This is a genomic window from Paenibacillus sp. J22P169, assembly GCF_059691995.1.
This window is the reverse complement of record NZ_JCAUAO010000001.1, coordinates 2507125-2523477: the sequence shown is the minus strand read 5'-3', so window position 1 is coordinate 2523477 and position 16353 is coordinate 2507125. Positions and strand designations below refer to the sequence as shown.

The following is a 16353-nucleotide window of genomic DNA, read 5'->3' as shown; positions in this document are numbered from 1 at the left end:
TAGGAAAGCATAAAGATAGGGCTTCAAGTCCTATCCTTATGCGGATCCAATAAGCACAGACATAGGAGGTGAACATATGGGTATCCTCATTAAAATAAAACCATTTAAGGCATTGTTTTTTATTCTGCCCGCTTTGATTTTTTATATTATATTTCTAGTCATCCCTATTCTGCAAACTGCTCAATATAGTATGTTTGACTGGGATGGGGCCAGCCCTACCATGAATTTTATTGGTTTTGATAATTATATACGTTTGTTGCATGATCCTATTTTCTGGAAAGCTCTGGGGAACAATTTGTTCTGGATTGCTTGTTCGGTGACGATTCCTATATTTATTGGTTTAATTCTTGCCATATTGGTTCTCTCCAAGGGAATTCGAGGGGCTATGATTTTCAGAGTTACGTACTTTATGCCGACGATCATATCGTTAGTTGCGGTAGGTATCGTATGGAACTGGATTTATCATCCCAGTTTTGGAATCATCAATACAACTTTAGAGAAATTAGGCTTAAGCCGATTGGCTTTAGACTGGTTGGGTAATGAACATACCGTTATGCCGGCATTAGCAACAGCTGGAAGCTGGACTTATTATGGATTTTGTATGGTCATCTTTATGGCTGCTATGCAGGGAATTGATAAAAGCTACTATGAAGTTGCCAAGATAGAAGGGGCATCCGTTCTGCAAACATTTGCCCGTGTGACGATTCCTTTATTGAAAAGCACAATCACCTTGCTAGTCTTAAATTCATTAATTGGCTCCTTCAAAGTGTTTGACATTATTTATATGATGACAAAAGGTGGTCCTTATCATTCCTCGGAAGTCATCTCTACGTATATGTTTGATAGCGCTTTTCGCTTAAATGAAGTAGGTTATGGAGCAGCCATCTCAATAACTTTAGCTATCATTATTGCTACTTGCTCGATCGTATATATGCGATTTGCTGAAAGAAATGATTAACAAGGAGGCGTTTATTGATGAAGGATACAATCGGAATTCAACTGACGGCTCCAAATAGCACGTCAACGTATGTAAAACAAGCTAGTATCTATCTGATTTTACTTGCATTCACATTCATATCGATTATGCCAATCGTTTGGATTCTTCTAGCTGCACTTAAACCTGTAAGTGAATTAAATACAAACCTATTTGCATTTCCGAAGTACTTGACCTTCAGTAACTTTTCCGAAGCTTGGACTGTTGGAAAAATGGGAAAGTATTTGATGAATAGTGTGTTTGTAGCCGTTCCTCGCGTATTTTTTATAATTCTACTAGCTTCGTTAGCAGGTTTTGGCTTTGGTAAGCTGAAATTCCCAGGTAGAGATGTATTGTTTTTCATCTTTTTATTTGGGATGATGGTGCCGATTCAAGCGATGGTCATTCCACTTTATTACACAATGCAAAGTTTGAATTTAATAAATACCTATTGGGCGTTAATTCTGCCGAGTCTTGGGTTGGCGATGCCGTTTGCTATTTTTATGATGCGTACATTTTTTAAAGATTTACCAGATGAATTGATGGATGCATCGAAGATTGACGGTTGTAATGATTTCAAAGCTTTTGTGCATATTATGCTTCCGTTGACAATCCCAGCAATTACTTCTTTACTGGTATTTGAATTTATGTGGTCGTGGAATGACTTCTTACTTCCGCTACTATTCGTATATGATGATGCGTATCGCACATTGCCGCTGGGTATGATGTATTTTTTTGGTGAATACACCTCCAATCAGTCTCTAATTGCAGCTGGAGTATCCATTGCAATCGTACCTATTATCGTGATTTATATTATTTTCCAAAGGAAATTTATTGAAGGAATTACATCAGGTTCAATGAAGGGCTAGGTGTGGCTCATAATGAAAATTGTCATTGCGCCAGATTCGTTCAAAGGTTCTCTTGATGCCATTCAATTATGTGCATCGATCCGTGAGGGCATTCTTCGAGTTCTGTCAGATGCGGATATTATCGAAGTTCCGTTGGCTGATGGTGGAGAGGGCACAATGAATAATTTGGTGTATGCGACAGCAGGAACACTATATCCCGTTGAAGTAACGGATCCCCGTGGGCAAATGATCATGGCTGACTATGGTGTTCTGGGTGATGGAGAAACCGTTATTATTGAAACTGCTGCAGCCTCTGGTTTATCTCTTCTTTCAGTAGGAACACTGAATCCCTTAATTGCAACTAGCCGAGGTACTGGAGAATTAATTCATGCAGCTCTATCTGCTGGATATCGCAAATTCATTATCGGATTAGGTGGCAGCGCAACGAATGATGGCGGAATGGGTTTATTGCGAGCATTAGGGTATGAGTTTTATGATGTTCATGATCATAAACTGCCGGAAGGTGGGGCGGCTTTGGCTGATTTGCATCGAATTGATGAAACAAATGCAGATCCACGAATTTTGCAATCTTCTTTCATTGCTGCAACAGATGTAACCAATTCACTACACGGACCTACTGGAGCATCCATTGTGTATGGCCCTCAAAAAGGGGCAACATCACAGATGGTACAACTATTGGACATGGCATTAACACAATTTGCTACTGTTTTAAATCAACAAAAGAATAGTGACGTTAACCAAATTTCTGGGGGGGGAGCGGCTGGCGGAATCGGTGCGGCACTGGCTGTTATGATGAATGCAACATTATTGCCTGGGATTGATCTCGTCATGAATGCAGTGAATTTCAGAGAGCATGTGGAGAATGCCGATTTAGTCATCACAGGCGAGGGTAGATTAGAGAAGCAAACTTTATTTGGAAAGGTAATCTCAGGTGTTTGTGCAGCCTCAAATGATAATCATGTGCCTGTCGTTGCTATTTGCGGTGAAAGAATGCTTTCAGGTAATGAGATGACGAAGCTTGGTCTAAAGGCTGCCTTTTCAATCGTACCAGGACCTGCTACCTTAGAGACCTCAATTCGAATGACAAGAGAATGGGTAATAGATCAAACGGAACAAATCATGCGATTGGTGACTGTGGCTAGAAAGTTCTAGTCTCTCGAAGGTGAACATATACACTTCAATGCGCGCAACAAATACAAGAAGCCAAGGGATGGTGTCCATCTCATGGCTTTTTATCATTTATAGATAATAAACAAGTATTTAATAAATACCTTCTTTGAGAAAAACATAATTTCATATCACTTAATATCAAATTGAATTAAACTGAGTGGATTGATCGGAATAAGGGTATTAATCCCATGTATTTAACAAAGATTAATTTTCGCATATGCCTTATTGACGAAAATGTTTATTCCATTTTGAAGTTAAGTGAAGTATAATTGAGAGACCATACAAATGGGCAAAGGAGGAATCCATATGCAGAAACAACAATTACATCTTTGTTTGGATATATTCTGGACATTTCTCAAGATCGGACCTTCCACGTTTGGCGGGGGATATGCAATGATTCCCGTCATTGAGAGGGAAGTGGTAGAAAAACGAGCATGGATCAAGGAAGACGAGATTTCCAATATCGTCGCGATCGCAGGCTCAGCCCCGGGCGGGATCGGCGTAAATGCATCCGCATTTATAGGCTATCGCCTAGCAGGTATACCAGGTGCAGCAGCAGCCGTCATCGGCATTGCTTTGCCTACATTTCTGATTGCGTTAACGTTAAGCATTTTCTTAATGTTCATGCAGTCCGAGCCGAAAGTCATAGCCGCATTCAAAGGCATTCATGGAGCAATTATCGGACTCATCGTATTGGCAGCATATAATATGGCTCGTTCGGCTATTTTTGATAAAACGACTTTAGTAACGGCTGTTGGAACCGTAGCAATCTTGTTGCTGCTTCCGATCAATCCGCTTTTCATGATTCTCATAGGGTTGTTTATCGGATTTGTTTTTGTCAAAGTGAAAGAAACATTCGGATTTCAAATTAGCTTGGAAAAAGGCAAAGAACCTGTACACAAGACCTACAATGGCTACACCTACTACGATTACTACATCGCGGATGGTATCTAAGAAAGGGTGGGGTTGTAGATGTTGTGGGAGCTTTTTGTGACTTTTTTGAAAATAGGGCTCATGTCCTTCGGTGGCGGCTATGCGATGATTCCTATTATTCAACATGAGGTTGAACAGCATGGATGGATGACGACAGAGCACTTTGCTCAGAGTGTTGCTGTTGCTGGGATGGCTCCTGGACCGATTGCAACGAATACCGCAACCCTGATTGGCTATCGGGCAGATGGCATTCTTGGTGCTATTTTTTCCACGATAGGCATGGTATTGCCATCGTTCGTCATTATTCTTATCATTTCTTCTTTTTTTTATAAAATAGTTCAAAGCAAAGCGGTGCACACGACTTTTTATGGTCTGAGACCGATCGTAACGGGATTAATCGTCTACGCGGCTGTTCACTTTGGCTTTTCGGACAGCATGCAAAATATGTTTACTTGGCAAGTATTATTCACCGTTTTGATTGCTGCAGGCGTGTTTCTTGTTGTCCATAAGTACAAATGGCATCCACTCACAACGATTGTGTTGTCGGCGTTAGTAGGAATTGCTATATTTAGTTAATAGCATGCAACCTAATAGAACGAAAGTGAGAGGACGACACTTATGGAACCGAATAAACCAACCTGCTGTTCCGCCAGCCGTGCGTCATCCGAGCAGCCATCAACGCATTCTGATGTGTCAATTTCAGTAGAGATACCTACGTCTGCAAGTTCAATAGGCAAAGAAGGCATGGTGCTGATTCCTGGTGGGAAATTCCTTATGGGAACAGACGACCGCGAAGGATTCCCTGCTGATGGGGAAGGTCCCGTACGTGAAATTACGGTAAGACCCTTTTACATAGACCCATTCGCAGTTACGAATGCAGAATTCAAGCGATTTGTTGATGCAACGAATTACCAAACGGAGGCAGAGTCATTCGGCTGGTCATTCGTTTTTCATTTGTTCGTGTCCGAAGCGACGGCACAGCGTGTACAGAATAAAGTACAGCAAACCCCGTGGTGGTGGGTGGTCGAGGGAGCTGATTGGCTGCATCCCGAAGGGCCTGACTCGCATGTCGAGGATCGCTGGGATCACCCGGTGATCCATGTTTCATGGACAGATGCGATAGCCTATTGCAAATGGGCTGGTAAACGACTCCCAACGGAAGCCGAATGGGAATTCGCCGCTCGCGGTGGACTAGCCCAGAAGCGCTACCCGTGGGGGGACGAGCTTAAGCCTGGCGGACGACATATGTGTAACATTTGGCAAGGTAAGTTTCCAGACAAAAACAATCAAAGCGACGGCTACGCGGGTACGGCGCCAGTTACAGCGTTCGAGCCGAACGCGTACGGCTTGTACAATGTTTCGGGGAACGTGTGGGAGTGGTGCTCCGATTGGTTCAGCCCGAACTACCATGTGAAGGGCAAAAAGGACAACCCCGTTGGCCCTCCATCGGGAGATACACGGGTGCTCCGCGGCGGCTCGTACTTGTGCCACCGTTCGTATTGCAATCGGTACCGCGTCGCGGCACGCAGTAAAAACACGCCAGACAGCTCAACAGGCAACATTGGATTCCGTTGTGCGGCAGATGCCCAGTAGCGTAGGATTAAGCTGTAGTCATACCAAAGCCTCCTTTTCCGTTGGAAAGGGAGGCTTTTTGCATGTACCGTTAAGGCACGGTTCGGATTGGGTGGCAGATCAAAAAGACAGTTTAGAGTGATTACGTGACAGTTCTGTGACTGTAAAGTAATCCCAAACTACGATTATACTAGATAATGTAAGCGCTAACACAAGGTTCATTTTGAAAGGAGTGTTGTTTATGAAAATCAGCAAGACGGGTCCAATTAAGCGTCTAAAAACGCTGTCAATCTGTTTGTGTGCTTTGACTGTATTCGGTAGTTACCTTACGCCAACAAAAGTGGCGAACGCTGCTGCCCAGGATAACAATGTCATGTGGAGTGGTTTATTTCATGACCAAGGGCCTGTTTTTGACAATAATCTGGAGCCAACGGGTACTCAGAGCGTCACTTTGAAGTTCCGTACGTTCGTCAACGACATCACAACTGCTAATATTCGTTACTTTGATTCGGCGGACAGTACCTATCATTGGGTTGCCATGTCGAAAGTATCCAACGACGCCACAGGGATCTACGAGTTTTGGCAGGGAACCATTCCTGCTAGTAGTACAACCAAACATTATCATTTTCAGATCAATGATGGTTCCAAAACGGTGTGGTACGATGCAAAAGGACCATCGGATACCGAATCTACCAATCGAGATTTCTTTATTATCCCCAATTTTAAGACACCCGATTGGATGAAGAATGGTGTTATGTACCAGATATTCCCGGATCGTTTCTATAACGGAGATACGACGAATGATGTGCAAACAGGTACTAATCAGTATAATGGTAATCTTGCTGAGAAGAAGACATGGGGGAGCAGTGTTATTGCGGGGACTGGTTATAGCAATAATCTTGTGTTCTTCGGTGGGGATTTGAGCGGAATCAATCAAAAACTCAGCTATATCAAGCAAACGCTTGGTGCTAATATCGTTTATATGAACCCCATTTTTCAAGCTCCAACCAATCATAAATACGATACAGAGGACTATTATTCGGTAGACCCCGCATTCGGAACGAATGCTCTTCTTCAAACGCTTATCTCTAACATCCACAGCTCAGCGAATGGCCCTCAGGGGTATGTGGTATTAGATGGTGTTTTCAATCATACCGGCGATACGAATCAATGGTTCGATAAGTATAACAAATGGCCGACACTAGGAGCTTATGAGTCACAATCGAGTACTTGGTCCAATTATTATAATTTCCAAACATGGCCGACTACATTCTCCACTTTCCTCACGTCTTCTCGATTACCGAAGTTGAATTTTGGCTCGACAGGTTCAGCCGTTCGCAATGCTTTATATAATAATAGCAATTCGGTTGCCAAAACCTATCTAGGAGCACCTTACAGTATTGATGGATGGCGATTGGATGCTCCTCAATATGCCGATAAAGATGGAGGAAATGGGAATAATTCCACTAATCATACGATTTGGAAGGAATTTCGCAGTGCAGTAAAATCAATAAATCCCAACGCTAATATATTGGGAGAGTATTGGGGGAATGCGTCATCTTGGACTGCGGCCGGTGATCAGTGGGACGGAGCGACGAATTTTGATGGGTTTACTCAACCCGTATCTCAATGGATAACAGGTAAAGATTACAGCAATAATACAGCATCCATTCCAACTTCTCAGTTCGACAGCTGGCTGCTAGGCACACGTGCCAATTACCCAACCAATGTGCAGCAGGTGATGAGCAACCATTTGGGGAATCATGACATTACCCGTTTCGGAACGAGGGCAGGAGGAGATATCTGGAAAACGTATTTGGCATTGTTCTTCCAAATGACGTATGTAGGGACGCCAACTATTTATTACGGGGATGAGTATGGCATGCAGGGTGGAGCTGATCCTGACAACCGTCGTACGTTTGATTGGTCGCAAGGCACGACTTCTAATGCGGCTGTTGCATTAACTCAACAATTAATTGGAATTCGTAATCAGTATCCCGCTTTAAGGACGGGTTCGTTTATGACATTGTTGACGGATGATTCTGCTAAAATGTATTCTTTTGGTCGATTTGACAATACGAATCGAATTGCTATTGCATTAAACAACGATTCTGCTCGGAAATCTGTTACGATTCCGGTCTCAAAACTTAGCGTTGTGGATGGAAGTACAATGACAGATCTTATTACAGGAACGCAATATACCGTTCAAAATGGTTCCGTAACCGTTTCTGTGAATGGACATTACGGTGCGATCCTAGCACAATAAGTGTTTCAACCTTTTTCTCAATGACAGTTTTGTGTGATTATTCACCAGTTCTGTACCTAGAAAATAGGCTCATTATGGATTAGTATTGTAGTTGTATTCATGTAAGCGTGTTCATATTTCGTGCAGTTCTAATTCTTACTCATTTATTAATTTTAGGGGGTACACGAATTGACAAAAACCAGAGTACGTATGGTACAAACATTGGCAGTAACCTCATTACTATCTGCTTCACTTATTGGCTGCTCTTCAGCCGAGAAAGCGAGTTCTTCAACAAAAGCGCCAATGGACTTAAGCGTAATGTTTTACACATCTGCTAATATCCAAATTACGCATGACGATAATGAAGCTATCAAATTTTTAGAAAAGAAGTTTAACGTAAAGCTGACGATTATGGACACGCCAATTAATGATTATACAACAAAGCAAAACACCATTGTTGCTTCAGGCAGCATACCTGACGTGATGGTTTGGAACGCATTCCCAGACGCGGCGTTAAGCGGTTACTTAAAGCAAGGTGCATTTATGCAATTAGATAAATATATTGAAAAAGCGCCTAATTTGAAAAAATACCCGCAATCGATTTGGGACAATGTTAAAGTAGACGGACATTTCTATATGATCCCGAGAGTGAGACCGATTGTGCGTACAGGCGTCCTGATTCGCAAGGATTGGCTAGATAAACTGAATCTGCCTATTCCGAAAACGACAGATGACCTGGCCAAAGTCGCAATTGCATTCACCAAAAATGATCCTGACGGCGACGGCAATGCAGATACTTACGGGATTGCCACGGATCCTAAACTATCCAACCTGAATCCACTGTTTGCTGCATTTGGAACAGGTAACGGTTGGTTGAAAGAAGCAGATGGATCGATAACAAATTCATTTGTTACACCAGGAATGAATCAGTCTCTTCAATTTTTGCGGAATTTATACGCGCAAGGAGCACTAAGTAAAGACTTCCCTGTCCAGCAAGGAAACACAAGAAAAGAATTGCAAAGTGGGAAAGCGGGAATTCTCCTTGAAAGCTATATCATTGATTACGCACAAGACATTGCCGCACTGAAAAAAGTAGATCCAAAGGCAGAGCTTATCTATATCGATCCCCCAGTAGGACCTACTGGAATTAGTGGATACTTTGCAGGTAGCGGCAACGCTGCGGGATGGGTCATACCTGCTTCAGCCAAACCCGAAAAGGTCGAAAAAGTATTGGAGATTATGAACTGGGAAGCAAGTGATGAAGGCTACCATTTCAATAAATACGGTATAGATGGTATTCATAACACGAAGAATGCAGATGGCACGTTCACTACGAATGAGAAGTACATTAAGGATGACCTGAAGGAATTGATCATGGTGTCACCATATGACGTCTACAGCTATTCGGATAGTGGCGCGCCTGCGGATGTCCAAAAAGTGCAACGAGATGCGCTTGATCGGGTTAAGGATAAGGGAATTGCTCCACCTATTACAGCCTACATTTCACCAACGCAGATTCAAAAGAACGAAGAAATAAACAACAAGCTTAGATACGATTACTTCACAAGAATAATTACGGGTCAACTGCCAGCAACAGCTTTCGATGAGTTTGTCGCGAAATGGAAGTCGGGTGGAGGCGACCAAATCACGAAGGAAACAAATGAGTTCTATAAATCGCAGGGCAAAAAATGACCGTAATCCAGCATCCTGTCAGTTTCTCTTGCCGCATAGTGTGCGGCAAGAGAACTAGTATCATTGGGGGACGAAACCTATGAACCAATTATCAGAGCAATCCAGTTTGAAGCAATCGAACACGCAAACAACTACGAAACGGAGATTTGTATTCTTTTTTCAGGATTGGGATCTGTATCTGTTGGCTATTCCTGGGATATTATATTTTCTTCTATTCAAATACCTGCCGATGTGGGGAATTCTCATTTCGTTTCAAGACTTCAGTCCTTTTTTGGGATTTTGGAAAAGCGATTGGGTCGGTATTAAGCATTTCCGGGAGTTATTTGCTTATGATCATTTTTGGAATTTGATGAGAAACACATTGTTGATTAGCTTTTATCAGCTTATCTTTTTCTTTCCAGTTCCAATCATTTTTGCGTTAATGTTGCACGAAGTAAGTAAAACAGTCTTTAAGAAGCTGATACAGACAGTCATTTATTTACCGCATTTTATATCTTGGGTTGTTATAGCCTCGATAACTTTTGTCATGTTATCTGGCGGTGGAGTAGTCAATCATATTATCGAAGCCGTAGGCGGCAAAACCATCAATTTCTTGTCTGAACCGGCCATCTTTCGAACACTGATTGTTTCACAAGATATTTGGAAAGAAGCGGGCTGGGGCACCATCATCTATTTAGCTGCTCTCGCCGGTGTAGATCCGCAATTGTATGAAGCAGCCGTCATGGATGGAGCGAACCGTTGGAAACAGTTATGGCATATTACATTGCCTACGATTCGCAGCACGATTATCATTTTGTTTCTATTGCGTCTGGGGCATATCATGGATGTCGGATTTGAACAGATTTTCCTTATGTTAAACAGTTTGGTGCGAAATGTGGGAGATGTTTTTGAAACATTTGTGTATCAAAAGGGATTAGTCGAAGGTCAATTAAGCTTCTCCACGGCTGTCGGACTATTTAAATCAATCATCAGTCTAATTGTTGTAGCGGTTGCGAACTGGTTGGTTAAAAAGGCTGGCGAAGATGGCATTTATTGACCAGGCAAGGAAAAGGAGGATTACAGCATGATTCGAAATAGAGGGATAGGCAGTCGGATTTTTGATGGTGCAAACTATCTTACATTGTTCTTTGTAGCGCTAGTAACCTTCATTCCCTTTTATTATGTCATTGTTGCATCATTATCACCAATCAAACAGGTACTTACTGAAAGCATTATTTTATGGCCTGAGAAGTTTACCTTTACGTCATACCATATGATTCTTACTACCCCATCGTTTGTAAGAGCTTTATTATTTACGATCTTCGTAACTGTAGTAGGCACAGCCATTAATATGCTGTTTACCTCGACATTAGGCTATTCTTTATCGAAGAAGCGTTTTCGCGCTCGCAGGACGATTTTGATGTTAATCGTGTTTTCAATGATGTTTAGCGGTGGACTTATCCCAACATATTTAGTTGTTAAGCAACTGGGTATGATCAATAGTTTTTGGGCTTTGATGTTACCGGGTGCCATCTCTGCGTTTAATCTGATTGTTTTGAAAAATTTTTTCGCAAGTATCCCAGAAGCGCTCGAAGATTCGGCAAGAATTGACGGTTGCAGCAATTTTGGTATTTTTGTCAGAATCGCATTACCTTTGTCTCTGCCTGCACTTGCGTCCTTTACGTTATTTTATGCAGTTGGAAATTGGAATCAATTTTTCGCGGCAATCATGTATATGAATAATTCACGTTATTGGACGCTGCAGGTTGTTCTAAGGCAGCTTGTCATTATTGGCGACTCCACTGGCTACGGCCAAGTCCTCGATGACTCTAATAAAACTGCTTTTCCTGAAACATTGAAATATGCTGCCATTGTGGTCGCCACACTTCCCATATTGATGGTGTATCCATTTTTGCAAAAATATTTTGTCAAAGGGGTACTCATGGGTTCGGTTAAAGAATAGGAAGAACAAAAAGAATAGATTGGTAGAGCTACAGGAGGGAAGCATATGTTTAAGTTGGGCTTGATGGGATGCGGAGTAGTTGCAAATTACGGGCATATTCCCTCTATAATAAATTCGTCAAAATTAGAATTGGCTGCTATTTATGAACCTGTTGTTTCCCGAAAAGAAGAGCTGCAGAAGAAACATAATGTTCAAGTATTTAGCGACATAGAACCTTTCTTTGAATCAGGAATAGATGCGGTTGTTATTACATCTCCAGCACCCTCTCATTATCAAAATGTATGCGATGCCGCACGTTATGGAAAGCATGTTCTCTGCGAGAAACCTTTGGCTATGGATGATAAAGAAGCGGCAGAGATGATCAGGATTATGGAAGAAGCGGGATTAATGTTGTTTACAGCCTTTGATTATCGATTCAGCCCAATCGCCCAAAAAATTAAAACAATCGTTGAAAACAAAACCATTGGTGATATTCGATCACTGAGGTTAAGCTATATTTGGAATAATCATGGTAAATATGTAAATCACGATCAAGAGACACAACAATTAAACGTAAGACGCGCAAATCGAATGGTGGAAGGCGGACCCATGGTTGACTGTGGTGTGCATCAGATAGACCTTGCAAGATGGTGGCTTAATTCCGATGTGCAAATTCAGCACTCTGAGGGAGCATGGGTGGATGAGTATGAAGCTCCAGATCATATGTATCTCCATATGACACATGCTAATGAAGCTCATACCATGTTAGAAATTAGTTATTCCTATTGTTTTACAGCCAAAGAACCGGTTTCACATTTTATTTATGAACTCATTGGAACGGATGGCGTGATCAGATACGATCGTGAAGCTAAGCTCTTTGAGATGCGAACTTCGACTGGCACAACGAGTTTCCCATTTTCGAGAGAGAAAAATTTTAAAGGCATGTACGATGCTTTTGCAACATCATTAGAAACCGGACTAACCGGTGATATGCCGACTGGACTCGATGGACTCATCGCAACACGCATCGCTAGGAAGGCAACAAATGAACTCATTCAGAAACATGACGCAATTCGAAAAATTTAGTGAGCGTTATAGTTATAAATGTATAGAAAGCGCGCAAAATGGGTCTGCATGGGTCACGTTCTCATAGAGTAAGCCAATATTGGATGAGAAGGAGATTGTTATGGGATTTGATGTAAAACATTTTGGAGCCATTGGCGATGGCAAAACGTTAGATCATGAAGCCATCCAATCAGCCATTGATGCATGCAGTCAGCTGGGTGGTGGCATGGTTGTTATACCACTGGGAACTTATTTATGCGGAACCATTCACATGCGTTCAAATGTATGTGTTCATTTGGAGATGGGAGCGGTTATTCTTGGGGCTGATGATCCCATGCTATATCCTGAAATTTGCAAGACACCATACGGAAATTTACCTGGTCAGATTCAAGCTTTGCTCTGGGCCGATCATGTGGAGAACATAGCGATCATCGGGCAAGGAACCATCGATGGCGGTGGTGCGAGTCCACTGTCACCCTCCGAAGCTGCAGAAGTGAATTTTCGTCCGGCACTGGTGTTTTTTCGTGACTGTAAAAATGTGAAGTTTCTGGATGTTAACTTGCATTATGCTTGTTTTTGGACATTACATTTGCTGCGATGTGAGGATGTAATGGTTAGAGGAGTCACAATTCTTTCTAATATGGATCGTATTAATACGGACGGTATTGATCCAGACGGTTGTAAAAATGTCATCATTAGTGATTGCAACATGAAAACAGGTGATGATTGCATTGTGATAAAAAGCACGGAGGGAGACATATGCGAAAATATAGTTGTAACGAACTGCATACTTAGCTCTCGTCACGCTGCCTTGAAAATTGGTACGGAAGCAATCGGTTCGATCAGAAATATAACGTTCACCAACTGTATGATACATAATACAAATGTCGCGCTCGCACTTTACATGAAGGATGGAAGCACCTATGAAAATATGGTGTTCAGCAACATGGTTATTGAAGCGTATAATGAATTCCCAATTCTGATAGACATTTCTCCGCGATATTATAGAGAACCCAAGGTTGGCTATATTCGAAACATTACCTTTGATAACATGATTATGACGAATCAAGGGCGATGTTATATCGAAGGGGTGCCTGGACAGGCTATAGAGAATGTTCAATTTCGTAATATCACTTGGAATATTACGGGTTCTCATAACATGACCAATCCTATCAAACCTCAGGGAGCCCGTCGCGTTGAGATCGATCCATTGCGAGTTAACTACGCCTTACACCCTTACCAATTTATAGCTGTGCATGTGGATGGTTTGCTCTTAAGTGATATTCGGATCCGCAGCGGGCATCAAGTAAGTCATCCGGGAAGAGGGACTCTGTACGCAGATCATGTCACCAATTTGGCGCTGGAACGCATAGATTCACGGGTCGTACCAGAGGGAATGGAACCGATAATTACACTTCCATGAAAATAGGCTAAGAAAATAAAAGTGTTTTTCCATTTTCGGAAGAACACTTTTATTGTTGTTATGTAGGAGTGAGAAAACTAGACCAAAATAGGTTTTTGTATTCGCTTTTTTCGGAATTCTGAAGGCGTATAGGCATTGTAACGCTTGAAAATACGAATGAACTGATTGACATTAGGAAATCCGGATTGAACGCCTACATCTGCAATACTGAGTGTTTCAGTGAGCAGCAAATGCTCGGCCTTTTTGATTCGCCGTAAATGAAGATAGTCGACAAACGACATTCCAATACATTGTTGAAAGTATTTAATAAAATAATGATATTCTAAATGAACGAGATGAAGTACATCATGTATCCGAATCGGATTCACGTAATGAGATTCAACATAATCTAATACAGGTTTTAGACGCTGCCAATCTGCAGGTGATATGGGAGATGAAGAGGGAGCATGGCGAATGAATAGAGAAAGCAGCTGTTTGAAGGCGCCGCTTATCGCCAGCTCATAGCCTGGTTCCATCTGGCTGGCTTCTTGGTATATTTGGACTAATAATTGAAACATGGCTTCTTTGACGGGTTTGTTGATAGATAGAACCTCGTTAACACGATCCAACGGTTCAGACAATTCCAACAAAATAGGTGAGAAGTCTTTGGTGTACTGATCTAATTGAGCTAATATATCTAGCTGAAGTACGATTTGTTTAACTAGTTTATGTCTTCGGGTGCGATGTAACCGGGACGATCCGAGAATCAACAAGTCTTGACCATGTAACTCATAAATTGTATCAACGGTTTCAACTTGCATCGAACCTTCTAATAACAAAATGATTTCTACCTCTTTATGATAGTGCCAAGTGTTCCAAGGTAACGAAGAAATGGGTTCCAACGTAATGTCCCATATCTTGTAACGCAGCAATGGATGATGATAATTGACGTGTTCATTTCTTATGTTTTCTTCCACATTTCTTCCTCCCTCAGGTTTCTATTTAAGTAGGTGTATATTAAATATGGAATGGATGTAGTTAAGTAAGCGTTAACATTTTTATTTTATCATACATTGGGTCCATATACGTAAAAAGCTCAAGTTTGAATTAGACATTAGACAGAACTTGCGCTTATGATAGAAGAAGACATCACCAAGTTTTGGAAATCTCCAATCTATGGTCAATGATGTGATATCGCAAACAGCTCATATTTTATTTGATACATAAGGGGGGGATTTACGTGGCCAAAAAGCTGGGCATCAGCTTGTTAATTTTATCGACAATCGCTTTTTTAAGCGCTTTTACAATTCCATTTTTCATACATACGGGAGGCGGTATGGCAAAGTGGATTGCGGGGCTGCTTATTTTCAGCGAAGTTACCTTCTGGACAGGTGGCATTTTGTTAGGCAAAGAGGTTGCCAAAAAATATAGAAGCTACCTCAACCCGAAAAACTGGAAACGTAAGCAAGCGCCAGACAATCAAGATAAGGTGTCCATCAAACAAGACGACGTGTAAAAAGCAGTATTCCTAACTCAGGAATACTGCTTTTTTTTTTTGTTGGAATCGTTCCTCACGAGGCCGACGATACCGTCGTCTTCAGCTCCTTGCGGAAAATCTCGACAAGACTTTCCGTCGCTAAGCTGAACGTGCTGCCATTCATTTTGCGCAATAAACCTGTGACTAGCCCTGAATCCAGATCATCGATCGTTCTCAGTACTGTGCCCTGTGGGCTTGGTGTTGCCGTAATGACGGGAACTACCGCGATGCCGAAATCCGCTTGGACATAATATTTGAGTGAAGCCATATTCCCGATCTCCATGCCAGAGTAAGGACTGCCGCCGTTTTCGAGCAAGGCTTTTTCCAACTTTTGACGATAAGGGCATTGCGAGTTAGTGATGAGCAAGTGCTCGTGCTGTAGATCCCTTAGATGAATGGATGACTTCGAAGCTAGCAAGTGGGTTTCTGGGACGAGTAGGGCAAGTCTCTCGATGAATAATGGCTCGAAGGAATGGTCCAAGCCGGTATTAGGTGTTGAGCAAATGGCGATATCGATGCTCCCCTCGTGGAGCATTTGGCCGAGCACCGTGGTGTTGCCAATGTGAATGCTGATCTTCACTTTGGGATGTTGACGTAGAAAGGGACCAAGCAGCTGCGGCAGCCGATAGCTCGCGGTGGGTTCCATGACGCCTAGACGAATGATTCCTGCATCCCCCTTGACGAGTTCATCCATAGAGGCTTGCAGATAATCATAATCCTTCAGCAACAGATCGGCATTCTGATGAAACAGCCTGCCCGCCTCTGTTAAAGTCAATTTTTTACCTCGTTCTAAAAGCTTAACCCCCAGATCACTTTCTAGCTTTTGTATATGCATGGTTACGGTCGATTGGCCATATTGCAGCTCCTCGGCTGCACGTTGAAAGCTGCCGAGCCTGATGATGGTTTGAAAGGTTTTGATATTTCGAATATCCATAGGAATCCCGTCCTCTCTTTTAACTATCATAACATGAATT

Annotated in this window: 15 protein-coding genes; 13 read left to right on the top strand and 2 right to left on the bottom strand. The window is 42.1% G+C overall.

What is annotated here, in order from left to right:
- Positions 1-76 precede the first annotated feature (76 nt).
- The 12 genes from AC58QG_RS11605 to AC58QG_RS11550 all read left to right on the top strand — a co-directional run bounded on the left by AC58QG_RS11605 (position 77) and on the right by AC58QG_RS11550 (position 13863).
- Positions 77-958 (top strand): carbohydrate ABC transporter permease, encoded by an 882-nt coding sequence (locus AC58QG_RS11605; protein WP_497362199.1) that lies wholly within the window; start codon positions 77-79, stop codon positions 956-958.
- 17 nt (positions 959-975) lie between these two features.
- On the top strand, positions 976-1842 hold the full coding sequence (locus AC58QG_RS11600; RefSeq protein WP_497362198.1) for a carbohydrate ABC transporter permease: 867 nt from the start codon (positions 976-978) through the stop codon (positions 1840-1842).
- Between the two features lie 12 nt (positions 1843-1854).
- Entirely contained in the window at positions 1855-2994 is a 1140-nt protein-coding gene (locus tag AC58QG_RS11595) for a glycerate kinase (RefSeq protein ID WP_497362197.1), read from the top strand.
- A 324-nt stretch (positions 2995-3318) separates the two neighbouring features.
- On the top strand, positions 3319-3966 hold the full coding sequence (locus AC58QG_RS11590; RefSeq protein WP_497362196.1) for a chromate transporter: 648 nt from the start codon (positions 3319-3321) through the stop codon (positions 3964-3966).
- Between the two features lie 18 nt (positions 3967-3984).
- A complete protein-coding gene (locus AC58QG_RS11585; protein ID WP_497362195.1) occupies positions 3985-4521 on the top strand; it encodes a chromate transporter in 537 nt (178 codons plus the stop codon).
- A 42-nt stretch (positions 4522-4563) separates the two neighbouring features.
- The gene (locus tag AC58QG_RS11580; RefSeq protein WP_497362194.1) at positions 4564-5538 is read left to right on the top strand and encodes a formylglycine-generating enzyme family protein; all 975 of its coding nucleotides are present in this window, start codon (positions 4564-4566) and stop codon (positions 5536-5538) included.
- A 220-nt stretch (positions 5539-5758) separates the two neighbouring features.
- Positions 5759-7783, top strand: coding sequence for a glycoside hydrolase family 13 protein (locus AC58QG_RS11575; protein WP_497362193.1), 2025 nt, complete (start codon positions 5759-5761; stop codon positions 7781-7783).
- Between the two features lie 168 nt (positions 7784-7951).
- Positions 7952-9454, top strand: coding sequence for an extracellular solute-binding protein (locus tag AC58QG_RS11570; protein WP_497362192.1), 1503 nt, complete (start codon positions 7952-7954; stop codon positions 9452-9454).
- A gap of 79 nt (positions 9455-9533) precedes the next feature.
- Positions 9534-10490: an ABC transporter permease gene (locus AC58QG_RS11565; RefSeq protein ID WP_497362191.1), complete on the top strand. Its 957-nt coding sequence runs from the start codon at positions 9534-9536 to the stop codon at positions 10488-10490.
- 27 nt (positions 10491-10517) lie between these two features.
- Entirely contained in the window at positions 10518-11396 is an 879-nt protein-coding gene (locus AC58QG_RS11560) for a carbohydrate ABC transporter permease (protein ID WP_497362190.1), read from the top strand.
- 45 nt (positions 11397-11441) lie between these two features.
- Entirely contained in the window at positions 11442-12461 is a 1020-nt protein-coding gene (locus tag AC58QG_RS11555) for a Gfo/Idh/MocA family protein (RefSeq protein ID WP_497362189.1), read from the top strand.
- Positions 12462-12561: 100 nt separating this feature from the next.
- Positions 12562-13863, top strand: a complete 1302-nt coding sequence (locus tag AC58QG_RS11550; protein ID WP_497362188.1) for a glycoside hydrolase family 28 protein — start codon at positions 12562-12564, stop codon at positions 13861-13863.
- Positions 13864-13940: 77 nt separating this feature from the next.
- Here AC58QG_RS11550 and AC58QG_RS11545 read toward each other — a convergent pair whose 3' ends face one another.
- Positions 13941-14819, bottom strand: coding sequence for a helix-turn-helix domain-containing protein (locus tag AC58QG_RS11545; protein WP_497362187.1), 879 nt, complete (start codon positions 14817-14819; stop codon positions 13941-13943).
- Positions 14820-15082: 263 nt separating this feature from the next.
- On the opposite strand from AC58QG_RS11545, the gene AC58QG_RS11540 reads away from it, so the two are divergent.
- Positions 15083-15358 carry a transporter suffix domain-containing protein gene (locus AC58QG_RS11540; RefSeq protein WP_497362186.1) on the top strand — a complete coding sequence of 92 codons (276 nt, stop codon included), beginning with the start codon at positions 15083-15085 and terminating at the stop codon, positions 15356-15358.
- A gap of 55 nt (positions 15359-15413) precedes the next feature.
- Here the strand turns inward: AC58QG_RS11540 and AC58QG_RS11535 are convergent, their stop codons facing one another.
- Positions 15414-16313 carry a LysR family transcriptional regulator gene (locus AC58QG_RS11535; RefSeq protein WP_497362185.1) on the bottom strand — a complete coding sequence of 300 codons (900 nt, stop codon included), beginning with the start codon at positions 16311-16313 and terminating at the stop codon, positions 15414-15416.
- Positions 16314-16353: the final 40 nt, after the last annotated feature.